The sequence below is a fragment of the Helicobacter sp. 13S00477-4 genome, from assembly GCF_002272785.1.
Classification (GTDB): Bacteria; Campylobacterota; Campylobacteria; order Campylobacterales; family Helicobacteraceae; genus Helicobacter_J.
On the sequence record NZ_MLAS01000007.1, the window covers coordinates 43,577 to 69,260 of the forward strand.

Annotated in this window: 18 protein-coding genes; 13 read left to right on the top strand and 5 right to left on the bottom strand. The window is 31.9% G+C overall.

Going from position 1 to position 25,684, the window contains the following annotated elements; genetic code table 11:
• The first annotated feature begins 12 nt into the window (after positions 1–12).
• The 6 genes from BKH44_RS04670 to BKH44_RS04695 all read left to right on the top strand — a co-directional run bounded on the left by BKH44_RS04670 (position 13) and on the right by BKH44_RS04695 (position 7,879).
• On the top strand, positions 13–1,272 hold the full coding sequence (locus BKH44_RS04670; protein ID WP_095270520.1) for a hypothetical protein: 1,260 nt from the start codon (positions 13–15) through the stop codon (positions 1,270–1,272).
• A gap of 111 nt (positions 1,273–1,383) precedes the next feature.
• Entirely contained in the window at positions 1,384–2,607 is a 1,224-nt protein-coding gene (locus BKH44_RS04675) for a TolC family protein (protein ID WP_257842597.1), read from the top strand.
• Positions 2,607–3,662, top strand: a complete 1,056-nt coding sequence (locus tag BKH44_RS04680) for a biotin/lipoyl-binding protein (RefSeq protein ID WP_095270524.1) — start codon at positions 2,607–2,609, stop codon at positions 3,660–3,662. The genes BKH44_RS04675 and BKH44_RS04680 overlap by 1 nt, the downstream gene beginning before the upstream one ends.
• Positions 3,662–6,718: an efflux RND transporter permease subunit gene (locus tag BKH44_RS04685; protein ID WP_095270526.1), complete on the top strand. Its 3,057-nt coding sequence runs from the start codon at positions 3,662–3,664 to the stop codon at positions 6,716–6,718. Before BKH44_RS04680 ends, BKH44_RS04685 begins: the two co-directional genes overlap by 1 nt.
• Positions 6,719–6,727: 9 nt before the next feature.
• A complete protein-coding gene (locus tag BKH44_RS04690) occupies positions 6,728–7,012 on the top strand; it encodes a DUF3240 family protein (RefSeq protein ID WP_095270531.1) in 285 nt (94 codons plus the stop codon).
• A 165-nt stretch (positions 7,013–7,177) separates the two neighbouring features.
• Positions 7,178–7,879 carry an HpaA family protein gene (locus BKH44_RS04695; RefSeq protein WP_095270534.1) on the top strand — a complete coding sequence of 234 codons (702 nt, stop codon included), beginning with the start codon at positions 7,178–7,180 and terminating at the stop codon, positions 7,877–7,879.
• 28 nt (positions 7,880–7,907) lie between these two features.
• On the opposite strand, the gene BKH44_RS04700 is transcribed toward BKH44_RS04695, so the two are convergent.
• Genes BKH44_RS04700 through BKH44_RS04715 form a run of 4 tightly spaced genes read right to left on the bottom strand, consistent with a single transcriptional unit; the run spans position 7,908 to position 12,201 of the window.
• Positions 7,908–8,309, bottom strand: a complete 402-nt coding sequence (locus BKH44_RS04700; RefSeq protein ID WP_095270537.1) for a hypothetical protein — start codon at positions 8,307–8,309, stop codon at positions 7,908–7,910.
• 25 nt (positions 8,310–8,334) lie between these two features.
• Positions 8,335–8,805 carry a hypothetical protein gene (locus BKH44_RS04705; RefSeq protein ID WP_095270540.1) on the bottom strand — a complete coding sequence of 157 codons (471 nt, stop codon included), beginning with the start codon at positions 8,803–8,805 and terminating at the stop codon, positions 8,335–8,337.
• A gap of 1 nt (position 8,806) precedes the next feature.
• Positions 8,807–10,537 carry a M3 family oligoendopeptidase gene (locus tag BKH44_RS04710; protein WP_095270543.1) on the bottom strand — a complete coding sequence of 577 codons (1,731 nt, stop codon included), beginning with the start codon at positions 10,535–10,537 and terminating at the stop codon, positions 8,807–8,809.
• Entirely contained in the window at positions 10,531–12,201 is a 1,671-nt protein-coding gene (locus tag BKH44_RS04715; RefSeq protein ID WP_095270546.1) for a cation:proton antiporter, read from the bottom strand. Before BKH44_RS04715 ends, BKH44_RS04710 begins: the two co-directional genes overlap by 7 nt.
• 109 nt (positions 12,202–12,310) lie before the next feature.
• Between BKH44_RS04715 and BKH44_RS04720 the strand changes: the two genes are divergently transcribed.
• The 7 genes from BKH44_RS04720 (at position 12,311) to BKH44_RS04750 (ending at position 20,363) form a co-directional block, all read left to right on the top strand.
• A complete protein-coding gene (locus tag BKH44_RS04720; RefSeq protein WP_095270552.1) occupies positions 12,311–13,813 on the top strand; it encodes a hypothetical protein in 1,503 nt (500 codons plus the stop codon).
• Positions 13,803–15,359, top strand: a complete 1,557-nt coding sequence (locus BKH44_RS04725) for a HAMP domain-containing sensor histidine kinase (protein WP_095270555.1) — start codon at positions 13,803–13,805, stop codon at positions 15,357–15,359. Before BKH44_RS04720 ends, BKH44_RS04725 begins: the two co-directional genes overlap by 11 nt.
• A 2-nt stretch (positions 15,360–15,361) precedes the next feature.
• Entirely contained in the window at positions 15,362–16,027 is a 666-nt protein-coding gene (locus BKH44_RS04730) for a response regulator (RefSeq protein ID WP_095270559.1), read from the top strand.
• A gap of 128 nt (positions 16,028–16,155) precedes the next feature.
• Entirely contained in the window at positions 16,156–17,469 is a 1,314-nt protein-coding gene (gene rho / locus BKH44_RS04735) for a transcription termination factor Rho (protein WP_095270562.1), read from the top strand.
• 4 nt (positions 17,470–17,473) lie between these two features.
• On the top strand, positions 17,474–18,229 hold the full coding sequence (gene murI, locus BKH44_RS04740; protein WP_095270689.1) for a glutamate racemase: 756 nt from the start codon (positions 17,474–17,476) through the stop codon (positions 18,227–18,229).
• A gap of 143 nt (positions 18,230–18,372) precedes the next feature.
• Complete coding sequence (locus BKH44_RS04745) at positions 18,373–18,612, top strand: hypothetical protein (protein WP_095270564.1); 240 nt, start codon at positions 18,373–18,375, stop codon at positions 18,610–18,612.
• On the top strand, positions 18,597–20,363 hold the full coding sequence (locus tag BKH44_RS04750) for a ShlB/FhaC/HecB family hemolysin secretion/activation protein (protein ID WP_095270567.1): 1,767 nt from the start codon (positions 18,597–18,599) through the stop codon (positions 20,361–20,363). Before BKH44_RS04745 ends, BKH44_RS04750 begins: the two co-directional genes overlap by 16 nt.
• A 541-nt stretch (positions 20,364–20,904) precedes the next feature.
• On the opposite strand, the gene BKH44_RS04760 is transcribed toward BKH44_RS04750, so the two are convergent.
• Positions 20,905–25,623 carry a hemagglutinin repeat-containing protein gene (locus tag BKH44_RS04760; protein WP_095270572.1) on the bottom strand — a complete coding sequence of 1,573 codons (4,719 nt, stop codon included), beginning with the start codon at positions 25,621–25,623 and terminating at the stop codon, positions 20,905–20,907.
• Positions 25,624–25,684 lie beyond the last annotated feature (61 nt).

Here is a 25,684-nt window from a genome sequence, read left to right on the forward strand (position 1 = left end):
GAGGGTTAGAAGATGGGATGTGCTTGTAGGATAGGATTGATTGGGCAGGTTTGCTTTTTGGTTATTTCTGCGAATGCACAGAGTTATCTTGAACTTTTTGACACTCAGATTGGATTTTTTAGTTCAGGTGGTTTTGGTAAATATGGGCAAAGTCATCTTAGGGGAGGATATACAAATTTTTTTGGTTCTCTTGGGGTTAAAAGTATGCCTGCTTTTGGGTTTGATTTTGCTATTGGTGTGAGCGGTATTGGGCTTTTGCATAAGGTGAAAAATAAAGATATGTATTCAAATATAATGAATGATGAAATAGGCATAGGTTTTAGGATAAATAATGATGAAGCAAAAGATTTTAGGTATACCAGTACAGATTTTGTTTTACACACTGTTTATGGTCGTTATAAAAATTCTTGGGGTTACTTGGTTGCAGGTAGGTTTCCATTGAATTTAGAATGGATAGGGGATTATGTAGAGGGTGTGAATGTAGTGATTGATAGATTTAAGGGTTGGGAAATCAGTGCAGGTTGGTTTGATAAGCAAGCTTATGCAAATGCCCAAGAAAATGTTTCTTATGGATATATCAAGCAGTGGTATCAAAATTATGAAGGCTATAAAATTAAGAATAATTATTTTTTAGATATGATGTATCAGAATGACTCCCTTAATTTCAATGCTTATTATAATTATTTTGATACATTATTGTATGTATTGGGCATGAAGGGGTCTTGGGAATGGGGCTATGATAATTGGAAAATAAAAACACTTTTGCATTATGCTTTTGTGAATGCGAGTGAGCAGTCCAGTGAATATTGCCAAGATCCTTCTTTGGCTGTGGTAGCTGGCCTTGAGTGTTATATACCCGGAAGTATGGGGAGTATAACAGGATATTTATGGCAGATACAAGAAAATGTGAAATATAAAAATTGGGATTTTTCTATCGGCTATATACAAAATGATAAAAGAAATTCTACAAACAATTTACCCATCTATTCTGATGATAGCCCCTTGGAATATAATACTGCTATATATGGAGGTGGAGCGAAGACGGGTTATGTTACTTTTAGGTATGAATATAGAGGCAGATATTCTTTAGGACTTAAATATGGCTTGAGTGGGTATGGGGGAAAAAATGAAAATAGCCTGCAGGGTCAATTCAATGCTCTGGCAGGAGTTGATTTTGCAAGGGCAAATATTTCTTTTGGTTATATCAATATTGATGATAGTAGTGGATATAAGAATAACATTGCTAAAATTTGGTTAGGTTTTAAGTTTTAATCATACAATCTTGACAAAAATATAATGGAGATATTGTTTAATACTCATAGGAAAAATAGAATTGAGGTTTTGATGAAGAGCTTTAAAATAGGTTTATTTTTATGTATATTGATGGGGGGTGCTTTTGGAAGTGAGTTTGATTTAGAAGATTTTGTTAAGGCAGTTGAGAGGAATTCAATTGATCTTATTGGCAAAAAAGCTCAATATGATAGTTTGCTTGAAGAACAAAGGTCTTTGATTTCTTGGGATTATCCTTATGTTGAGACTGATGTATCAATGGTGAAAAATTCTCAGGGTAGGGTAGAGCCACAAACAACGGCTCTTTTGATGTTGATACCCAAGCTACCTTGGGTAAGCACAATGCTTTATCAGAGTTTGCACATCAAGACACTGCAGTACAAAAAGAGCTATGAGCTGAGTAAAAATCTGACTTTTATTGCTTCAAAGCGACTCTATTTGAGTTATTTGATCACAAGAGAAAAATATAATATTTATACTCAACGGGAAAATAATTACCTTTCTCAACTCCAAATCGCAAAACAAAAAGTCAATGCTGGGAGTATGTCTGAAAAAGATTATATCAATTTCAAAAATTCTTTTTTGGAGTCAAAATTAGCAAAGACAAATGTAAAATCTACTCTTATTGATTTAGAAAAAATACTTGATACGATTTTAGGTGTTGCTAATACCGATTCAGAGTATGAAGATTTTAATGTATTTTTAGATGATAAACACAGTATTAAGATTTCAGGATTAGATTTTGAGTATGTTGAGATTCAAAAACATCGTTTGAGTCAGATGCTTGATGAATCTTTGTATGTTGATATTATTGATTTGAGTGCTAAGGATTATCATACAAACGCTAAGCTTGCTAATAGAGATAGATTCAATACTTTTGAGATTGGTGCAGGCGTAGAGAATAGTAATTCTTCTACAAATGTTTCTTTGAAAGTTCAGATTCCTTTGCCTGTGACACCAAAAAACACACATTTAAAAAGAAAATATATGGCTCTTGAGTCCGGAGCACTCAAGCAAAATGAAGTCACTAAGAGGAATATTAGGATAAAAGCAAATTCTTATATCAATCAACTCAAAAATAAACAAAAATATATTGAGATACAAAAAGAGAATATTCAAAACAAAAAACACCTAATGGAAATGGGAAAAATTGCATATGAATCCCAAAAAATAGGCTTATTTGAATACCTAGTTTATCAAAATTCTTATATGGATGCCCTTATTGGGCTTGCAGATGCAAAGCTTGATTATATCAATACAACTGCATTATTGGAAGAAACATTAGGCAAAAGCTTAACAGATATAGGAGAGAAGTGATGAAGGGTTGGTTATTTTTTATTTTATTTTTTTCATTGTCATGGGGATATGAACCTATCAAAATATCAAAACAGCAGCTTGATGAACTAGGTATTAAGGTTATTAAAGTCGATGATAGCACCTTGAGTAAAGGCTTACCTTTTAATGCTTATATAGATTTTGATAACAAAAGTTCCACAACACAAAGTTCTAGTTTTGATGCGATTGTGGTGGCACTTTATAAACGAGAAGGAGAAAGTGTTAAAGAGGGAGATGTAATAGCAGAATTAAGTTCAATTGATTTGAGTAATCTGTATTTTGAGCTTCAAAATACTCAAAATAAGCTCAAAGTTGCCCAAGATATTACTCACAAAGATAAAGAACTTTATAAGGCGGGTGTCATCTCAAAAAGAGAATACCAAACGAGTTATTTAGCCAGCAATGAAATGGAACTTAAAGTCAGGCAAATAGAATCTACTTTGCAAATCTTTGGTATTGATCCTAAGAAACCTAAAGGGAAATATGGTTTTAGAGTGATTGCTAAAGAAAGTGGTATTTTATCAGTAGCTCCAAAAAATACAGGGGAAAAAATCCCTGCTTTTACACCATATATTAGGATATCAAAAGATGATGATTTGCTAGCTAGGATAAAACTCCCAGTAAGTATTTCTAAATATATTAAAAAAGGCTCTGAAGTTTTTGATGAAAATGGTAAAAAAATTGGCACTATCCAATCTGTATCTGTTGTGCTTGATAGAGCTTCAAATACGATTTTAGCAACTGCTTTGCTTACAGAAGGAAATTTTAGGGTGGGTGAAATTATTGATGTTTATATTGAAGGGATAAAGCCAAAAAATTCACTAGTTGTTCCTTCAAATGCTTTGATCAAAAACGGAAAAGATTATTTGGCTTTTGTTCAGACAAAAGATGGTTTTATACCCACACCAGTAAATATTATTGAAGAACGTAGCAATTTATTTGTCATCAGTGATAAGGATATTAAGATTGGCGATAAGATAGCTGCAGGCTCATTGATTGCTTTTAAGGGTATTATCAATGATGTGGGTGGTGATTGATGTTAGCTAAGATCATTGAATTTTCATTGCGACAAAGGCTTATGGTTTTAATTTGTGCATTTATTTTATTATTTTTTGGGGTATATAGTTTTATTTCTATCCCTATTGATGCATTTCCTGATGTCTCTTCTACTCAGGTTAAAATCATCTTAAAATCACCGGGTATGTCTCCTGAGGAAATAGAAAATCGCGTGGTTCGTCCTCTGGAAATGGAGCTTTTAGGATTGCAAGGGCAGAAATCTTTGAGGAGTACATCAAAATATTCTGTTGCTGATATTACAATAGATTTTAATGATAAAGTTGATATTTATTTAGCTAGGAATATGGTGAATGAAAAACTTGCTATGGTGTTGCCAGATTTACCACATGGCATTGAAGGAGGGATAGCCCCTATTGTAACCCCACTTTCAGATATGTTTATGTTCACTATTGATGGGGATTTGCCTGAAGTGCAAAAGCGACAGTTGCTTGATTTTGTGATTCGTCCTGCATTACGGACAATTCGGGGAGTAGCTGATGTGAATTCATTGGGAGGGTATGCTGCAGCTATTGTTGTTATTCCTGATTTTAACGATATGGCTAGGCTTGGGATTTCAATTTCAGATCTTCAAAATGCACTAGAGTCAAATCTAAAAAATGATGGGGCTGGTAGGGTTGATAGGGATGGGGAAACTTTTTTAGTCAAGATACAAACAGCAGCACTTAATGAGGAACAAATAAAAGATATTACCATCCCGACAAAAACCGGATTCATTCATATTGGAGATTTTGCTAATGTGGTTTCAAATTATCGCACTAGACTTGGTTTTGTGACAAAAAATGGAGAGGGTGAGACTACAGAGGGACTTGTGCTTTCTTTGAAAGGAGCTAATTCAAGGGAAGCGATTATCCATATCAAAGAAAAACTTCAAGAATTGAAGCCATTTTTACCCAAAGATATCCAAATCAATACATTTTATGATCGATCTGAATTGACCCAAAAGGCTGTAGATAATGTTTCAAAAACTTTGATTGAAGCTATTGTTTTGATCATCATCACTTTATTTTTATTTTTAGGGGATTTGAGGGCAGCAATTGCAGTGAGTGTTATATTGCCTCTGTCTTTGGCTTTTGCATTTATTTTGATGCGATTGAATGGCATCAGTGCAAATTTGATGAGTTTAGGGGGGCTTGCGATAGCTATTGGTATACTCGTAGATTCTGCTGTTGTGGTTGTTGAAAATGCTTATGAAAAACTTAGCACGAATAAATCAACTACTAAACTCCATGCGATGTATAGGGCTTGTAAAGAAATATCAGTGTCTGTGGTCAGTGGGATTGTGATTATCATCATTTTTTTTGTACCTATCCTTTCTCTTGAAGGGCTTGAAGGTAAAATGTTTGGTCCATTGGCAGCAAGCATTGTATTTGCTTTGATTGGTTCTTTGATACTTTCTGTAAGCGTGATACCTGTTGTGAGTTCAATGATTTTAAAAAGCAAAGAACACAAAGAAACTTTTTTAACAAGATTTTTTTATCGCATTTATGAGCCAATGTTGTCTTTTTCACTCAATCATTCTAAAATAATGTTTTTAGGTGCTGTAGTGTTTCTTATTGCGAGTCTGTCTCTTTTTCCTTTTGTAGGTAAAGCTTTTATGCCAACATTAGATGAAGGTGATATAGTTTTGAATGTCGAAACAACTCCTTCAATTTCTTTAAATCAGTCTAAGGAGTTGGTTTTAAAGATTGAGAAAAAGATAATTCAAGATGTCCCTGAAGTCAAAACTATTGTTGGGAGAACGGGTTCAGATGAGTTAGGTTTGAATCTTGATGGACTCAATCAAAGTGATATATTTATTTCTTTTAAACCTAAAGATGAATGGGAAGTTAAAGATAAAGCTCAATTACTTGCTAAGATATCAGATTCATTAAAGGATTTTAAAGGTATTGACTTTTTTTTCAATCAACCTATCAATATGAGGATTTCAGAGATGTTGACAGGTTCACGTGGTGAACTTGTGGTCAAGATTTTTGGTGATAATATTGATAAGCTCAATGAATTGAGTTCGCAAATTGCAGATTTGATAAGTGGGGTGGAAGGTGCTAGTGAGGTTTTCACTGCATTAAATCAAGGGGTGAATTATCTTTACATAGACCCCGAACGACATGCAATGGCAAATGTTGGGATTACTAGTGATGAATTTTCAAAATTTATGAAATCCTCTTTGGAAGGCTTGATTATTGATTATATACCTATGGGAGCTGCAAGGATTCCTGTGATGATACGACAAAATAGCGATATTGCTACAGATATAACCAAGCTCAAAAGTCTTGAAATGGCTTCAGATAGAGGGTATGCTGTTCCTATCACTTCTATAGCAAATTTTAGTGAGATTGATGGTCCTGTAATGATTATTCGTGAAAATAGTAGGCGGATGAGTTTAGTGAGGAGTAATGTAATCAATAGAGATTTGGGAGGATTTGTTGATGAGATTAAAGCCAAAATAGCTGCAGAAATCAAGTTACCCCCAAATTATTTTATCACTTATGGTGGACAGTTTGAGAATCAACAGCGAGCCAATGCTAGATTAGCTACAGTGATACCTATTAGCATTTTAGTTATATTTTTTATTTTATTTTTTACCTTTAAGAGTATTCCATTGGCGTTATTGGTTTTACTTAATATTCCTTTTGCCATCACTGGAGGATTGATTTCGTTATTTTTATCCGGAGAATATATTTCTGTACCGGCAAGTGTCGGATTTATTGCTCTTTTTGGTATTGCTGTACTCAATGGTGTAGTAATGATAGGGTATTTTAAAGAATTAATAAAACAAGGGAAAACGATTGATGAAACAGTTGTTATAGGAGCTAAAAGAAGATTGCGTCCAGTTTTGATGACTGCATTTATTGCTGGGTTGGGATTGGTGCCAATGTTGCTTTCTCATGGCGTAGGTTCTGAAGTCCAAAAACCTTTGGCGATTGTTGTTTTGGGGGGATTGGTAACATCAAGTGCATTAACATTGTTACTCTTACCACCTATGTTCAGGATGCTCGCTAAAAAGATTAAATTTTAAGGATTTTTGATGATTTTGCTTGAAATCTATTCTGATGTTAAGCTTAAAGATAGCATTGTAGATATGTTGCTTGAAGAAGGTTTTGATGATTTTTATTATCTTGATTGCAATAAATATGCAGCTACATCATTGTTGCTAAGTGAAAAAGAACAAGTTAGTGGGAGGAAAGATTATGGTTTGTTTAGAATTTTTACTCAAGAAGAAATAGGTAGGGCATTGGGTAAAAAAATTTATAGTCATTTTGGTAGGGAAGAAATCAGGATTATTTTTCTTGCAGGGATCATGGAATTTTAAACATCATTATAAAATCTCCCATTAGCATTAGGATTAAAAATGTATTTTTATATTTACATTAATGATAAAAATATTGAAGTAAAAAGAATAATTTAAATTATCATATTAAACAAATTGGTTTTAAAATGGAGGTTATGATTTTTGAAAATCTAATAGGAGTTATCAATGAAAAATATATCAATAGCGTTTTTAGTAGGTATTTATATCATCTTAATTGGTTGCGCTACCCCTGACTCTAAAGCTGATAAAATAAGTTTAAATTTTTATTATCAAAGTAATCGAGATAAACAAGAAAAAAATAATCATATATTGATATTGGAAGAACCAAAAATTACTTTTAGCAAAAATATCAATCTGCAATACCAAGAACAATTCAGAAAATCTTTGAAATCCCAAATAAAAACTTTGCTTACAATTGAAGGGTATGATATTTTGGAAGTTTCTGATAAAAATAATATCCCTAATGAGGCAAAAAAGAAACATTCTTTGATAGTTGAGATTGTAGGTCGAATTGATATTCTTGAAGAAATAGGAGTGAATTCAAAGGGTCAAGATTTTTTTCAAGAAGGGATTGATAAATCTTTGGGATTTTTGAGGGTTGATTTTTTGGAACCTAAAAAATTAAAAATTTTATATGGATTTAATATTGATTTATCAGAAATACATTCTAAGAAGCATTATGTAAATGTTTCTAGGACAAATTCAGGTGGCTTTATGGGTAAGACTGAAACGCATTTAGTCTCTAAGGATAATTATCAAGATAGTATTAAAAATATTTTGAATCAAATTTATGAAAAAACCTTACGAAATCTTGATAAAGAAATGCATTATAAAAATATCAGCCTTTATGCAAAGGATACAGAATGATTTTTTAGATTAGAAAATCAATATGGTGTTATTCTCTTTGATTTTCTAAAATTTCTAATGTGATTTTGAGGGCATCAGGGATTGAGTTTCTATGTGTTTTGCCTGGAAATAATATAAATTGTGCATTGAATCCATCTTTTGAGAGTGTTTGGATTAATTCAATCGCATCGAGTGGTGAAGTTGAAAGTTTTTTTTCTAGTTCTCCAAATGTTATGGTCATAGATTTTGGATGGGATTTTAAAAAAGGTTTATTTTTTGGGATAATAACACCATCTCCCCACCACAAAGAAGGAGAGGCTGCAATATAATCACTGAAAGAATCTGTATGGTTAAACATTTGATATGTATAGTTTGTAGGCATACCTCGAATTGAGATTGGATAGGCACCATTTTGCCCTTCATAAATTTTGCTATATCCCCATTTTTGCATAATTTAATCCTTAATATTTATAATATTAATTTTTTGAATTTTTTTGGAGATTTTTGATAATTTTCCTATTTTTTGGATTTGATAAGATGGCTTCCATAGAGTCTTGTATCGAATCAGTATTTTTTATTTCAAGTATTGTATCTAGAGCATAGCGGTTGAATAATATAATATCTTCGTCTCGTTTGCTTTTGATGATGATTTGCATAATACCTTTGATAAGAACAGTTACAATACTCCCAATATTATCTTGTCCAAAACCCGCTTCAAATGTAATCAAATCTTGAAAACTTTTAATACTTTCAAAGGTATATCCAGCCAATATAAACCAAATCAAAGGGCTAAATTTATTAGAAATTTCCTCAGGCAAAATAGGGTCAAAACTAACTGAAGTAAAATCACATAAAATAGAAAAGTGAATATCATTTTCACACAAAAAATTTATATATTCGATGCAATGTTTATCGCTTAATTTATCATAGTTTTTTAGAATATCCATTTTAAATCAGCCCTTCAAACTCTTTAAGCATTTTTTCAACTTCTTCCATTCCAATTTTCCAAAAAGCATCATCTTCAATATCAAATCCAAATTTTGCGATCAGGTCTTTTGGGCTTTCACTCCCGCCTTTGCTCAAAAATTCAGTATAGATTTTGACAAAATCTTTGTTTTTGCCATTTTTATATAAGCCAAATAAAGCTAAAACCAATAATTGACCATAGCTATAAGCATAACAATAAAAAGGTGAATGGATAAAATGAGGGATATAGCTCCACCAACGACGATAATTTTTGGTGAGTTTCAAGCTATTTGCAAACATTTTTTCATTTTCTTCTTGCCAGATTTTATCAAAATCTTCAATTTTAAGCTCATCAGGCTCTTGGTGTATCCTACGTTCAAAATTTGTCATCACAATTTGTCTGAAAAGTGTTGAAAAAATATCTTCTAATTTTGCTGCATAAATGGCACGGAGTTCTGAAGCACATAAGTCTTTTTTGAGGTTATCAAATAAAAGCATTTCGGCAAAAACTGAAGCTGTTTCTGCTGTTGTTAATGGAGTATCCATATTCAAACAACCTTTATTTTTGCTCAATTCTTGATGGATCATATGTCCAAATTCATGAGCAATCGTAAATGCATCCCTTCTGTTGCCTGTAAAGTTGAGTAAAACATAAGGATGGACACTTGGTACTGCACCATGACTAAAGGCTCCACCCCTTTTATTGGCTTTTGGGTGTGAATCTATCCAACCTTCTTTGATTGCCTTTGAGGCGATTTCATAAAATTTTGGGGAAAAATCTTTGAAGGTTTTGAGTACTGATTCTATGGATTCTTCATAAGTGATATTTTGATTTTGTGTTGAGATGGGTGCATAACGATCATAATCTTTAAGCTTATAGCCTAAAATATTTGATTTGATTTTATAATAGCGATGCACTAAAGAGAAGTTTTCATTTACAATATTTATCATGCTATCGACACTTTTTTGACTGATTTGATTGTCGATATGTCGGAAGGATTCTTTTTTTTGATAGTTTCTTAGTTTGGTTTGAATATGCAAATCTTTACGAACCATATTTAAAATATAAGCTAGCAAAAAGCTTGAACTTTCTAGGGCTTGACTGAAAGATTTTTGAGCTCGTTTTCTTGTTTTCCTGTCTCCTTGATGCAGGAGGGCTAAAATTTCTTCTTCACTTAAAATTTGTTTTTTATAAGGGATTTTGAGTGAAGCTAGGTGTTCATCAAATAGCCTTGAAAAAGCATGAACTCCTACAGGAGAAGTCGCTAAAAGCACTTTTTCTTCAGGTAGGCTCAATTGATGGGTTTTTTTTGCGATGAGATTTTTTAGGTAATAAGCATATTTTTTTGTTTTGGCAATGATGCTTGTTTGTTTTTTAGAATCCAGTTGACAGAATTGGATTTCAAAAAAGACAATATGTTTTTCAATTTCATTGATCATCAATTCATATTTGGCATAAAAATCACCCTTTGAAGTATCTGAAGCAAAGATTAAGAAGATATAAGTCATAGCTTTTGATATACCTTCAATCAGGTTCTCATATTCAGTGATTATTTTTTCAAAATCTGAATTTGGTGTATTTTCTAATATGTCAGAAAAAATTTTTTCAAAAGCTATTGAAGCTTTTTTGAGTTTTTCTAAATGAGATTGTAGTGTTTTTGTGTCTTTGAACAAAGCACTTAAATCCCAATGGTGTTGTGTATGTTTTAACATTTTTTTCCTTTTTTGTCATCTGTAGCATATCGAACTAATTGCATAGCAATTTCATGTCTGCTGTTGATGCTATTAACATTTATTTTATGGAGTTCTTTTTCTTCTGTTTCGTAATCAACTTTGGCAATGATTCGTATATTTGGCACAATATCTAAAATTCTATCACAAATAGCTTTGATAATACTGGTATTGTCTATGGTAATGATGATGCATTTCACATTTTCTAGATTGAGTTTTTCTAAGAAATTTCTTTGAGTGATGTTGCCAAAAATCACATTATCTTTTATTTTTTCTCCCAATATTACTTTGGTTGTATCGTAATCTATGGCTAAATATGGTTTATGATCTTGTTTTAAAATCCCTGCAACTTCTGTCCCAAATGTGCCATAGCCTACAATAATAATGTAGTCTGTTAGAGTGGTGGGTATAGGAATCCCGCTATCTTTCTTGAGTCCATAATTGATATGTTTTTTAAGGATAAAGCCTGAAATAGAGCGGAGATTTTTTAGGATAAAAGGTGTTGCTAGCATTGAAAAAATAACCATCAAAATAAGAAATTGGTGGATATCGTTAGGGATAATATGAATCATCCCCTTTTTTTCTAGATAGGACAATATTCCAGTGTTGGTTTGCAAATCAAAAAGATGATTGGTATGAGCATTTAAAAATATTACAAATGAAAATTCTCCTATTTGAGATAGTGATAATGCTGTTTTGATAGAACTTTGAGAACTTCTAAAAATTTTTAAAATCAAATAAATAAGCCCAATTTTTAATCCCATTGCCAAGAAAAGCAAAAGGATAATAGCAAAAAAATTACTCATTAAAAAGCTGAAATTTACCTGCATGCCTACACTGACAAAAAATAAACCAAGTAAAATATCCCTGAAGTTTGATAAATCTGCTTCAACTTGGTATTTATAGCGTGATTTTGAAATAGCCATCCCTGCAATGAATGCTCCAAGCGACATTGAAAATCCAAAATAATGGCTGATGCTTGCAGCCCCTAAAACTATCAATAAAATAGTGCCGATAAATAGTTCTCTAAGACGTGTGTTTGCAGCAAGATTTAGAATCCGTGTAGCAAAATGCCTTCCTGGAATCAAAAGTACTGCTAAAACAATCAATGCAGAAATAAATGTTTTGAGTAACATATTTCCCAAGCTTAAATCTTTATCACTCACAAGAGCTAATATTAATAAAATAGGTATTATGGCAATGTCTTGCATGATCAAAATCCCTGTAACACTTCTACCTACAATAGAGTTGAGTGCTTTGTTTTCTTCAAAGTGTTTTAACACGATAGCAGTAGATGAGAGAGAAAATGCCATACCAATCACCAAAGACAAAACAAATGCAAATCCAAAAATATAATAACTCAATGTAAAAAATAGCAATGTTGTCATCACAACTTGTAAAATTCCAAATAATAATACTTCTTGTTTCATTGATGTGAGTCTATCAAAGCTAAATTCTAATCCTATCATAAACATCAAGAACACAATCCCCAAATCTGCTATTTCAGAAAGTGTTGTTGAACTACCTATGCCAAATAAATATACAATAATTGCACCTGTGAGGATATAACCAATGATCACAGGCATATTAATTCTTTTTAAAAATAAATTAATAAATATCGATATTCCAAGTCCTACAACAATCATATAAAATATTTCTTCTATGACAGACTCCTTTTGAAATAAGAATAAAATTTTACTTTTTTGTTATAATAATAATTGATAATAAAATTATTATAATATAAAAAGGTATTAAATGGACTGCTCTTTGCTATATACAATTACTTTGGATATGCTTGAGCAGGGTCGTGCAGTCTCAAAAAATATGATAGAATTTAATCAGAATATTATCGCAAATTTATCTTTTAAAATCAAAAGAATACTTCAAGAGCATTCAATTGATACAACAAGTAAGGATTGCAAAGAATATGTCAGGAAGGCTATTGCAGATTTTTATCGTAAAAATGGCATGAGTGCATTTGTTCACATCAGTAAAGATAAAAATATTCAAGTTCGTGCTACGATAAGGGACAATAAGAACAATCTTTGTATTTCATTTTTGAGTCAATGGCTTGAAGAAAATAAAAAAAAATTTAAGTCTAAGATTTCAGATAATGAGAGTCCTTCACAAGAAGACTTTCAGATGATTTTAGAATATGCTAAATTGTGTATTGATTTTAATAACGAAATGGCTTTGAGAGAAATCATTAGGAATGCAATCAAAAAAACTTTTAATCTCAACACTAGAGATGGGCTATTTTTCAATAAACTAGGGGTTTATTTTAAGATATTTGATTTTAATTTTGTTAAAATCAGTAATGAAATCAGGAATATGAAAAAATTGGGTGCTGCTAGGATTCTTGATGATGGAGATAGGCTTAAAATTAATGCTTATTTGAGGAAGATTAATTTAGAAGAATTGATTTTGAAAAATGTAGATTATGTATTGAACTCGAAAATGAATTTAGAAAATATTTCTAATATTGAATTTTCAAGGAATTTTTTATTCTGTGTAACCCAAGAATTTAGAATGTTTTTGCAAAAAATCCTTATTGGCAAAATACCAAGTATTTTGCAAACTTGTTTTGCTGATGAAAAAATTCGTGCTTCAAAAAATATTATTTTTGAAAGTGTTTCTAAGAGGCTTCTTGAAATGCTTTATCACAATTCTAAAGCTGCAGAAAAATTTATTTCTTTTTATCGTTTTAGGACTATTTGTGTTGGTGATGAGGAGATTAATGTTTTAGGTATTATAGATACAAGAGGAGAAGAATGGGATTTAGAAAAAATACGGATGGTTGTAACCCAAAAATATGCAATCAAATCTCACACAGATGAAATGCAAGATAAATTAGAAAAAATTAATCAAAAAATTCTTGTTTTAGAAAAAGAAATCAATGAGTTTTTGGAGCAAATTGCACTTACAGAAACATTATTGAGTGAAAAAGATTTGATTTATGAAAGGAAAAAGAAAGAATTGCAGACTTTAAGAGATGAAGATATTATCCAAAAAGAGACTGTTACTTCTAGTTTGGCTAAATATCTTGAAGATAAAAAGAATTTCCTTAATGAAATTGAAATCTTGAATGAAAAAATCAATGAAATCAAAATAAAAAAAACCCAACTTTCTCAAGAGCAAAGGAATATGATAGAAGATATAGAGAAGACATCCGAAGAGAATCAAATTAGTTTTATTCAATATGATATGCTTGTGAATGCTTTGTCAAATGCTATTGGAGGAGTAAAGTTTGAATCTTGAGAAAAAAATTTATAACAATCAGAGTTTACAATTACAAACTAAAATGCTTATTGCCACAATTACTGTTGGATTTTTACTCGTATGTATTACTTCTTTTTTGGCATTGAGTGGATTGAAATATGATTATGAGATAAATTTTCCCGGACCTATCAAAGAAATCCAAAAACTCAAAGAAATACAAGATTTTTATATCGTTGATATTATGAATTATATCAATCAAAAGACTGATATTTCTACCAATAAAAATCAAATGCTTTCTTTGTGGAATGACTATAAAAAGCTACGAGAACCAAAAAGGAATTTTCCTAAAAAACTAAAAAAAATTTATCAAAAGAAATTTTCTAAAGACACTTATGAGCAAATGCAAAAATATCAAATGCAAGAATCTGAAGAGGTGCAAAAAGTCGATACCATAATCAAAGCTACTGATACTTTGCTCACAAAGCTTTATCATAAAGAATCTAAGAATTATCAAGCAGATATTAGGGCTTTATTAAGACAAAGTGTTGCTATCAATGAACTTATTTCTAATATTATCTCACTTCGTGTTAAGGTAGCAATGTTAAAAAATTTTACCACTAATGTGATTTATAAAGTTACACTTGTCGTATTGACTATTTTTATGTTCATTGTTATTTTTATGACATTATTTTTATCCAATCTTGTGCTTACTTATATTAAAAATATCAATCAAGAACTTCAAACAGCGGTTGGTCAAAAGACAAAGGAGTTGAAAGAAATAAATCTTAATCTTCAAAAAACTATTGAATATGAAGTGGAAGAATCTCGTAAGAAAGATCAGATTATGTATCAACAAGCTCGACTTGCTGCTATGGGAGAAATGATTCAAAATATTGCCCATCAATGGAGACAGCCATTAAATTCTTTGATTATTTTGATCCAGAGTTTTAAGGTGAAGTTTGATCATGGTAAGCTTGATGAAAATTTTATTGATTTGCAAACTGAAGATGCCTTAAGGATTGCTAAAAATATGTCAGCCACGATAGAAAATTTTAGGAATTTTTTTCGTCTCAGTAATAACAAAAATGATTTTTCGCTTTCGATGGCTATACAAGATTCTATCAAAATTGTTGAGCCAACCTTGAAACAAAAAAATATAACTATTTTTGGTAATATTGAAGATGATATTCAGTTTTATGGTCACGAAAATGCATTCACTCAGGCAATATTGAATTTAATTAAGAATGCTTATGATGCAATATTAGAACAAAACATTACAAAAGGAGAATGTGAAATTGGTCTTTATCTCAAAAAAAATTTTGTGTATGTTTACCTTAAAGATAATGCAGGAGGTGTAAAATCAGAAAATATTAATAAAATATTTGAACCATATTTTACTACTAAACATAAATCAGTAGGGACAGGTATTGGTTTGTATATGACAAAACAAATTATAGAAAGGCAGATGTATGGGACAATTTCGGTCTCTAATTCAAATTGGACAAGTAAAATTTCCCAAAAAAATTATTTTGGGGCAAATTTTTTGATAGAATTACCTATAAAACAAAATCAACAAAAAGGATGACTATGGATAAATATGAAAATCTAAAAAACCTTACCGTTTTATATGTTGAAGATGATGAAGATACTCAACGCATCACTTCGATTGTGCTTGAGGACTATGTTGGCAGACTCATTTTAGCGAAAAATGGGCAAGAAGCTTTGAATATTTTTGATACACATAATATTGATATAGTTTTAACAGACATTTTGATGCCTAAACTCAATGGTATTGAGCTTATTAAGGCAATCAGGAGCGGGAAAACCAATCCTTATTGTCCTGTGATTATCACAACTGCTCATACTGAAGTTCCTTATCTTCTTGATGCTATTAGTTTGAAGGTAGATGGTTATATTTTGAAACCTTTAGATGTAGATGAATTACTCAATACATTGCAAAAAGCAATCTTACCAAAACTACAAGCTCTTGAATTGGAGTCAAAAAATCTTCTTATTAATGCAATTTCTGCATTTGTGGGCGGTAAAAAAATAGAAATTATTAAATTTTTATTAGATAATTGTGATGAGGATCATGTTTACTATGGTTCTTATGAAGATATTATTTCTCATTTGAAGGTTTCAAAACCTACGATTGTAAAGACTTTCAAACAACTCATTGAAGTGGGTCTTTTGATTAAGATTAAAAATAAAGTTTATAAACTCCACCCTGATGTAACTATCAAAGAGGCATAAAAATCCAAAAAAATATTGACTTTAATGGTAAGGTTTGTATAAAATACTAGCCTTACCATAATTTAAAAACTTCAAAATCCAAAATCTAATTGCATTGCATTTGATTAAAGGAATTTCTAAGGATAGGAATGACCACAGAACAAAATTCTAATGTTTCAAAAACCAGGACTCATACCCCAGTAAATGGTTATCGTATTGAGGAGCTCCGTACAAAACCTGTAGAAAAACTCATTGAAATAGCCAATGGACTTGAAATAGAAAACCCTCAAGAATATAAACGACAAGATTTGATGTTTGAGATACTTAAAACCCAAGTTTCTCAAGGTGGGTATATATTATTCACAGGTATTTTAGAGATAACCACTGAAGGTTATGGTTTTTTGAGGGGTATTGATGAGGTTTTTAGTGATAGTCAAAATGATACTTATGTCAGTCAATCTCAAATCAGACGTTTTGCTTTAAGGAATGGGGATATTGTAACTGGACAAGTTCGTTCTCCAAAAGATCAAGAAAGATATTATGCATTGCTCAAGATTGAAGCAGTCAATTATCTTTCTTTAGAAGAGATCAAAAATCGTCCTCTTTTTGACAATCTTACTCCTTTATTCCCTACCGAACAAATCAAGCTTGAATACCAACCTGAAAAGGTTACTGGTAGGATGCTTGATCTTTTCAATCCTATTGGTAAGGGGCAAAGAGCTTTGATTGTTGCCCCACCTAGAACTGGTAAAACTGAATTGATGAAAGAGCTTGCACACGGTATCACTTACAATCACCCTGAAATTGAGCTTATTGTGCTTTTGGTTGATGAACGTCCTGAAGAAGTGACAGATATGCAAAGGAGTGTGAAGGGACAAGTTTTTAGCTCTACTTTTGACCTCCCATCTGCTAATCATATTAGAGTGGCAGAACTTGTTTTAGAACGTGCAAAACGTCGAATTGAGATGGGCAAAGATGTCGTTATTTTGCTTGATTCTATAACTCGTTTGGCTAGGGCTTATAATGCAATTACTCCTTCAAGTGGCAAGGTTTTGAGTGGTGGGGTAGATGCAAATGCTTTGCATAAACCTAAGAGATTTTTTGGAGCTGCAAGGAATATTGAACAAGGTGGTAGTCTCACAATTATAGCCACAGCTTTGATAGAGACTGGATCTAGGATGGATGAAGTTATTTTTGAAGAATTTAAAGGTACGGGCAATAGTGAAATTGTATTGGCAAGGAATATTGCTGATAGAAGGATTTATCCTGCATTTGATATTTTAAAATCAGGTACAAGGAAAGATGATTTATTGCTAGGAAAAGATAAACTCACCAAAGTTTGGATGTTGCGAAATGTAATGCAGCAAATGGATGATATAGAAGCCTTGACTTTTATCTATTCAAAAATGCAAAAAACAAAAGACAATGAAGAGTTCCTCAATATGATGAATGAAAAAGAATGATTTTTTGAAAGCAGGTATATTTGATAGCGGTGTTGGAGGTTTAAGCGTCCTTAAGAATATCTTGAATGCTAATTTATTTGATGAAATTATTTATTATGGAGATACTGCTAGGGTGCCTTATGGTGTTAAAGATAAAGAAACGATTATAAATTTTTCTCTTGAAGCTTTAGATTTTTTTGTCCCTCATCAAGTTGATATGCTTATCATTGCTTGTAATACTGTAAGTGCGTATGCTTTAGAAGAAATGAAAAAAAAATCACCCATACCTATTATAGGGGTAATAGAGCCTGGTATTGAAGCAGTGCAAAATAAAATCAAAGATAAAAATGCTTCAATTTTAATCATCGCTACACAAGCTACGATTAGATCAAAAACATATCAAAACAAACTTTTTCAATCTGGCTATAGGCATATAAAAGGTTTGGCAACGGGACTTTTTGTTCCTATCGTTGAAGAAGGAGTTGAAGATAGTGAAATATTAGATGTTACAATGAGACATTATTTTTCTTCTATCCTTACTCCTCCTGAGGCTATTATTTTGGGTTGCACACATTTTCCCCTTATTGCTGATAAAATCAGTCAATTTTTTAATAATAAGAGTCTTTTAATACATTCAGGAGAGGCTATTGTGCAGCATTTATGTCATAACCACTCAATCAAACAAAATCAAGCTTCCAAGCAGACAAAACTGAAATTTTATGCTTCTTCTAATCCGTCTTCTTTAGAAAAAACTGCTCAAAAGTGGCTTAAAAACTTTTAATATTATTTTATTATTCTTGGATTATTCACATCTATAGTTTTATTTTCAATATTGTAAATGTAAAATTTTTATTATTTTGTAGCCAAATTATTAATATTTTTTGATAAAATTAAAAAATATTAATATCAATTAAGGATATTGTAATGATTAGAAGTATTTTAATTGGAGGTATATTTGCTATTGTATTATTTTTATTACTTCCAGATAATAAAACTTTGAATAATTTAGGCATTGAACTTATCAGTTTATATTTTTTTGGAGGGATTATTTATATTCCTATTATGGTCTTATGGATGTGGATATTTAACATCAAAAGGACTCCTTTTGAGAGTATTGATAATCTCATTTATGAAAAATATTTTAAAAAATGGCTTTCAAAATAAATCGTTCAAATGAGTTGTATAAAAAGGTATTTTTATATTTTATTTGTATTATTTTTATTAGGTTTCTTCTGGCTGAGGATAATTCTAATTCGCTTGGCGATAGGAATGTTGAGTTTTATAAACAAAGGAATGAATATATTGATTTTGAACAATCTGTTTCAAATATAACCCCTACATTAGAAAATAAACTTGAGATAAAACAATCACAGCTTCCTTTAAAAAATGATTTTATTTGTTTTGAGATTGATGAAATTTTTTTGCGTTCAAATGTCCCTGTCCTTCAAAAAAAGATAGAGAATGAATTTTCTTTCCTAAAACCCATACTCAAATCTTATTCACACCAGTGTTTGGATACTCGCAAAATTGGCAATCTTCTCAATGAGCTAAAATTAAAAGCATTCAAAGAGGGTTATATCACAACTTTTTTTGGTATCCAACCTCAAGATATTAGTAGTAAAAAACTCATTATATTTATACAAACTTCTATCCTTAAAGAAATATTATATGATGATGGTGATAATGTTGTTTCACTATTTTGGGGAAAAGATTATTCAATTACAATTGGGGATATTTTTTCCATTAGACCTATTGATAGAGGTCTTTATAATTTCAAACGGCTAAGGACACTCAATCCAACTATAGAAATTTCTTCAACAAAAGCTCCTACCAACGAAGACCCCATAGAATCCAAAATCATTATCAATCATCATAAATCTTTTTTACCTCTTTTTATTTCATTGAGTGGTGATAATGCTGGTTCGAATTCTACAGGGATATATCAAAATTCATTTCAATTAGGATTGGAAAATTATTTTTCCCTGGCTGAAGCATTCCATTTTTATACCGTTTTGACTCCACAATGGGGGAAGTCCCATAGCATTTATACTTCAGCTGATTTTAGCATTCCTTTCAGGAGATTTTTATTTTATATGAGTAGTTCTTATTCTCATTATATTCAGAATATTCCTGTTGGTAAAAATATTTTTGATTATAGTGGTTATTCTGCAAATATGGATATCAAAGGAGAATATTTGCTTTATTTGGATGCCATCAATCGTTTTAACATCTCCATAGGTTTAGGGAAAAGATGGTCAAAAAATTATCTTGAAGATATTGAACTCATCCCTCAAAGACGAAACCTTACTAATATTTATGCAAATGTGAGCTATTCAAGATTGATGGCTAAAAGCTCTTTTAATTTTAGTTTGGGAGTCAAACAGGGTGTGAAGTTTTTTGGTGCGATGGGTAATTTGAGTGATTCACCCTCAGAACCTAATTTTTTCTATACAGTACCGACTGTGGATATTTATCTTTACACTCCTTTGAGGGTAGGAGGACAAAGTTTTGCTTATACGGGTTTTTTAAAGACTCAAGTTTCAAGGACGCGGCTTTATGCGAGTGAAAAATTTGGGCTTGGAGGGATTTATAGTGTCAGGGGTTTTGATAGTCTTGTTTTGAATGGAGAAATGGGTGTATTGAATCGGAATGATTTTTCTTATTATCTCCCATCTTTTTTCAAAATCTCTTTGGCTCCGACTTTAGGATTTGATATGGGGTATACGACTGATTTGTATACAAAAGCTCAAAATTATCTTGGGAATCAAGGATTTCTTATAGGCGGTGGTTTGGGATTGAAGGCATATTGGAGTAAATATTTTAACTTTCAAATATGGGGATATATGCCAATTTATAATCCCAATAAGCTTAAGGAAAGGTATTTTTATGCTTCTTTTGGATTGAATTGGCAATGATTTAATATTTGAGATTAACTATTTTTAGCTTTAAATTTCCTTATCAAAAATCTGATGAATCTGATAACTTGAAGGATAAAATTGATGAAAGAAATAAAAACAAGGATCATTGCAGAAATGATAAATAACCAAACCAATGATATATAGAAGGACTGTAAAAGGGGCTCAGAGAAGGATTTAAGAAAACCTATTGCTGCTAATGAAAATAACGAAAGTAATGAAAATAATGAAAATAACAAATTTATATCATTTAAGCTTATACATCTTTTTTTGATAAAAATAGCAATGAAATAACTCAAAGGGAGGGCTAAAAGAATGATTGGGATATAAGCTTTTTCCAACCCAAAAACATCAAAATATTTAAATATCAACACATAAAAACATAAAAATACTAACACATAAACAATCTCCCCAAATCCTTTGAAAAATCTACCTTTGCCTATCAAGTAAGCTTTATTTTCGATATAAAAAACAATCAATGAGAATATCGAAACAAAGAATTGAATAAAAGCATATATAGCAATAAAATAAAGAAATGCCATTATTTATTTTTCCTTTCATTGATGAAATTTTGTAATTCTCTTATAGTATCTGGATTCAAAGTCTTAGTATGGTTTCCAAATAAAAAATCAATAAAGTGTCTGTCTAAATAGTGAAATTTCAAGTAATCTTGATCTATCTTTACATTAATAGCATTGGGTTCTTTAGGAATTTGGGAAGAATCTTTATATTTGAATTTAGATATATAATTTTTTAAATCCCCAAAAATAGGTAAAAGTTCACTACCAATCGGAAAATCCTTTCCTCCAGCAAACCCCTGCACTACATAATCCCTAACATTATAGACATTATAATACTCTTCTACCTTAGGATTCATCACATAGTCTTCCCTATTAGGGGTGCCTATATTGATGATTACAGGTTTGGGTCCTCTATCATAATCATACAGATTGCTGAATACTTTTGCTACATTCCCTCCGTGTGAATGGGTGATGATGATCAAGGGTTCTCCTTCTTGAAAATGATAGTTTTTGATGAAGTCATTGAGTTGTTTGCCTCCTTGTTGGCGAGCTTGGTCGTGGTTTGCACCTGACCATTGGAATCGATAGATTTTATCATCATTGAAGGCTTTTTTGGTGCTATTGATGAAATCTTGTGTGAAAGCATACGGATTACTCCAAGTTCCATGTATGAAGACAATAAGATTATCCCTATCCTCTTGTTCTACTAAAGAGGCCTTATGATTGTTTGTTTCTAAAATATAATGATTGTATCTTGAAGCATCATTATTTGCATAAGCATAGTTGAATTTATTTTTCCTGAGTTTGTCTTTGGATGTGTTTGACTTCAATGCATCATTTATCTGATAAAGGAAGCTTGTGAACTTACCTGCATTTTGTGCGATGTTTTCATTATGGGTGATTTTATGGGCATTTTCGTGTCCATAAGTGTGCATAAAGTCTTTGGAGTCAGAAAGATTATGATAAGCCATATTGATATAAATTTCTTCATTGGCTTTGTCATAAAATCCTTTGATCGGATCTGAAGTGTCTGCATAAAGATAGATTTTATTATTATCTTGGATTCCAAAAGCATTTTGAATCTGTTCAATATTTTTATCTTTTAGGTGATGGATAGTATCCATATCTGTATTATTGATAGCTAGCATTGAATGTTGATTGGCTTTCCATTGTTTAGCTATCCCTTTGAGTGAAATATTTTCATCGCTTATCCCCTCATAAACACTCAAGAATGGATTGATGAGTAAAGTGCCTGTAGCATTCATAGCTTTTATCGTATTGTGAATGGTATTTGAAAAATCATTTTTGATTTTTTGTCTGCCTGTTTGGGTGAAAAAGGCTCCTTTGATTTGAAGCTCTCCTTGAAGGTTGCTTGTGATTTGGTCTTTGCTCACAATAGAGACTTTTGAAATATCTCTATTCAAGCCAATCATTTGATGAGGGCTACTGACTTCAACCTTGCCCAAGCCTAAAGTTGCCAATGCTTTGCCTTCTTTTTCATACCCATTAGCCCAAAGTCCTATCAAGCTATCAGTATTATCAGGATAATTTGAAGGTTTTTTGAGGCTCAAATTTAGTCTTGTGGAATGATTGCTTGAATTATCTTTGTTTGCTATGTCTTTGAAGTTCAAAGTATGTGTTTTGAAATCAAGTTGTTGGCTATCAGAGGCAATGATACCTCCTATGAGGTTTGTGTGTTGGGTGATGTTGATTTGGAGTTGGTCTTGAGTCTTGATGCTTGAGATTTCTTCTACCCAACTTTTATCAATATAGCCTCTATTCAAAGAGAGGCTTGTGTCTATTGAATTGTCTTGTTTGTTTTTTGAAAATCCAAAGCCTATGCCCCCACCCTTAGCATTTGAATATAAAGTATCGCTCAGGGATTGTATGTTCAAATTTTTGGCTTGAATGTTGGCTGTGTTGGAATATAGATTTGCCCCTGTGAGGTTGATGTCTTCTTGGGCATTGAAAGTGATGTGCTTGCCAATAGCTTTTGAATAGTGATGATAGATAGCTTGAGTCGTGTTGCTTTGTGTGCTTGCACTTGCATTCATACCCAAGCCATTGGTGCGATAGCTGATTGTTGTGCTTATATTTTTAGTCATTTCTTTTTGGGAAAAATGCTGGGCTGTTGCACTTAAGTTGATGTATTTTGCTCCATAAGAGATATTTTGAGAAGCCATAGTGATGGAGCCTGTTTGATTGATAGAATCAGAGGCTTTGAGGTTTAGGTTCGCATTGGTTTTCAATACAGAGGGATTGAAAGAAATGTTTTCTTGGATTTTTGAATGTTCTTCTCCACTCAGTGTGGCAGACACAGAGGCATAAAATCCTGTTCCAAAAGCACTTACACTTGAAGCTGCATTTGCTAAACTGGAAGTGAAATTTAAAGTCGCATTGCCCACAGAAATACTCGCAAGTCCAATGTTTAGCTTAGCTTCTTCTAAGGCATTGTAGCTTGCTTTGCCTTCTGCATAAAGTTTGGCTATTTTTTGATAATCCTTAGTGGCTTGTCTTAAAGCATTCCCTGCAGATTTTAAAGCCTTGCTTGAGTGGTAGGCATCTACATAGGCATTGCCAATTTCAAGCGAAACATTCAAATTACCACTGAAATCTTTATCAAAATGATTTGAAGTATTTTGGGCTGCTAGGATATGGATATTTTCAGACTCTATAGAAATATTGCCCTTAGCAAATATATTTGAGCCAATGATATTGGTATTGCCTTTGGCAATGATGTTCAAATCTTCTCCAATTTCAAGGTTTGAACCCACAGCCTTTTTTTGTCCTGAATGATTGAAAGATTTGTTGTAATCAAAATCAGCCCCCACTTTGAACTTATCACTCAAAGACATACTAAAACCACTAAATCCTTTTTCCTCTGTGTGTGAATCGCTTTGAATGATATCATATCCAGGAAGGATATTGACATTTCCATTTTGAGAAATCAAACCCGCATTGTGAGTGGTGGAAATATCAGAACCAATGATATTGATATTATCTTGAGATTTTATCAATAAATCATGATTTGATAGATGGCTTTTTCTATTCAAAGAATGGCTAGAAGATTCTTGATTTGATTTTTCATTGAGTCCAAAGAAGGATTTTTGATTGGAGCTATGAGTATAGGTATACTTGTCTTGGATGCTTGAGAAGGTAGTGGTTTTGGAGTGGATTTGAGTGTGCAGGGCTTGAGAGTTGACCCCTTGCAAAAAGGTGGCATTGCCTGTATGGATATGGATATTTTTAGCTTTGAGCATAGAAGCATTGTGAGTGAGGGATTCATAAGAATGTGTTTGCTCATCTTTTTTGTATTCAAAGCCAAAAACATTTTGTTTAAAAAGATGAGAGTCCCTGACAAAGGATTGATTTTGGGAGGCTTTTTCAATGTAGTCTTTGGTAGCATTGATTGATAAATCTTCTTTTGCATCATATACAGAACCTTCAGAATAAATACTCCCTTTTGAATCAATGGAGATATTTTTTCCATAAAGCTGGTTATGAGTAGAGAGGTCATTGGATTGTTCGTGCAAATCTTGGGTTTGAGTAGAGCTTATGAGTGTTGATTGAGTTTTATAATAATGCGTGTTTGAAGAAGAATGATTTTGGCTTGAGTATAAAAAGATATTTTTATCTGCTTTGAGCTTCAAAGCACCCCTAGCGTTTAGTTCTGCATTTTTTAAGCTCAGATTGCCTTTAGCTTCTATATTGATTTGCTCTGCTTGGAGTCTTGTGCCTAAAAAATCTTGTTGGTTTTGTTCTTTGTAAGAATCTTTTTGATAAAAAGAAACTCTTTGAGTATTCATATCAATCAAATCACCTGATAAATCAATCTTGTTTCCAGCATATATATTTGAATGAGAGATAAAAAGTTCATCTTTTGCATTGATTTTGAGGTCTTTGGATTTTAGGCTTGCTGTGTTGAAGACAAATTCTTCTTTGTATCCTTTTTTAGAGATTTGACTTTGCTTTATTTCAGAAGCGATGTGAATATTTTTAGCATCCAATGAAGCTTCATTAGAGTCTATATCCCCACTATGATAGAGCATCCCATCTGAGTGCAATATCAAATCAGAAGCTTTTAACTTGCCTTGATTGCTCAAAAGTTCTTTGGCATTGATTTGGAGCTGATTGGCTTGGATAGAGGAATGGTTGTAGAAATTTTTGGATTCAGCATACAGGTGATTGGCTAGGATGCCTTTAGCTTCTTGTTTATCCCAACCATAAGTGGTGAATTTTAAAGTAAAGCTATTTTGAGCGAATGGATTTTGAATGATTGGAGTAGGGATGATTTCATTGGCTTTCAAGGATTGTATTTTTTGGTGTTTGGCTTCGATGATATTTAGAGTTTGTAGGGAGAGGATTTGATTTAAAAATAAATCAGAGTTATAAAAAATTGCTGTTTGTCCATCAGAGAAATGTGATAAAAATACTTTTTGGGCTAAGGGACTCCTTTGGATAAATCGCTCATAAAAATAACTTGAAGTGATGAAATCACCTAAAGACTCCTTATCATAAGCTTTTGGGGTTTGAAAGTCTATGGATGTTAGGGTTACAGATTCATAAGGATTGCTAATGAGTGGGGTGAAGCTAAGGATAGCAGAGTTGTCAAGAGTTTGATTTTCTTCGAATAGATTTTGGGTATTTGGACTTTGTCTATCAGTATTTTTAGCATTCAAAGTGATGAAAGGATTAGAAAAATAATCTTGAAAGGTTTCTTTCAAATCAGGGAAATTCATATCAAATTTTTTGAAAGCACGATAGGGCTAAAAGTATCCATTTTATGGGCTTTGGAGCCTG

What these genes read in the sequence shown, in the direction of transcription:
- BKH44_RS04680 (WP_095270524.1), top strand. Translation starts at nt 2,607, where the DNA reads ATGAAGGGTTGGTTATTTTTTATTTTATTTTTTTCATTGTCATGGGGA.
- BKH44_RS04750 (WP_095270567.1), top strand. Translation starts at nt 18,597, where the DNA reads ATGGCTTTCAAAATAAATCGTTCAAATGAGTTGTATAAAAAGGTATTT.
- BKH44_RS04715 (WP_095270546.1), bottom strand. Translation starts at nt 12,201, where the DNA reads ATGATTGTTGTAGGACTTGGAATATCGATATTTATTAATTTATTTTTA.
- BKH44_RS04695 (WP_095270534.1), top strand. Translation starts at nt 7,178, where the DNA reads ATGAAAAATATATCAATAGCGTTTTTAGTAGGTATTTATATCATCTTA.
- BKH44_RS04745 (WP_095270564.1), top strand. Translation starts at nt 18,373, where the DNA reads ATGATTAGAAGTATTTTAATTGGAGGTATATTTGCTATTGTATTATTT.
- BKH44_RS04700 (WP_095270537.1), bottom strand. Translation starts at nt 8,309, where the DNA reads ATGCAAAAATGGGGATATAGCAAAATTTATGAAGGGCAAAATGGTGCC.
- BKH44_RS04720 (WP_095270552.1), top strand. Translation starts at nt 12,311, where the DNA reads ATGGACTGCTCTTTGCTATATACAATTACTTTGGATATGCTTGAGCAG.
- BKH44_RS04710 (WP_095270543.1), bottom strand. Translation starts at nt 10,537, where the DNA reads ATGTTAAAACATACACAACACCATTGGGATTTAAGTGCTTTGTTCAAA.
- rho (WP_095270562.1), top strand. Translation starts at nt 16,156, where the DNA reads ATGACCACAGAACAAAATTCTAATGTTTCAAAAACCAGGACTCATACC.
- BKH44_RS04685 (WP_095270526.1), top strand. Translation starts at nt 3,662, where the DNA reads ATGTTAGCTAAGATCATTGAATTTTCATTGCGACAAAGGCTTATGGTT.
- BKH44_RS04670 (WP_095270520.1), top strand. Translation starts at nt 13, where the DNA reads ATGGGATGTGCTTGTAGGATAGGATTGATTGGGCAGGTTTGCTTTTTG.
- BKH44_RS04705 (WP_095270540.1), bottom strand. Translation starts at nt 8,805, where the DNA reads ATGGATATTCTAAAAAACTATGATAAATTAAGCGATAAACATTGCATC.
- BKH44_RS04730 (WP_095270559.1), top strand. Translation starts at nt 15,362, where the DNA reads ATGGATAAATATGAAAATCTAAAAAACCTTACCGTTTTATATGTTGAA.
- BKH44_RS04675 (WP_257842597.1), top strand. Translation starts at nt 1,384, where the DNA reads ATGGGGGGTGCTTTTGGAAGTGAGTTTGATTTAGAAGATTTTGTTAAG.
- BKH44_RS04760 (WP_095270572.1), bottom strand. Translation starts at nt 25,623, where the DNA reads ATGAATTTCCCTGATTTGAAAGAAACCTTTCAAGATTATTTTTCTAAT.
- BKH44_RS04690 (WP_095270531.1), top strand. Translation starts at nt 6,728, where the DNA reads ATGATTTTGCTTGAAATCTATTCTGATGTTAAGCTTAAAGATAGCATT.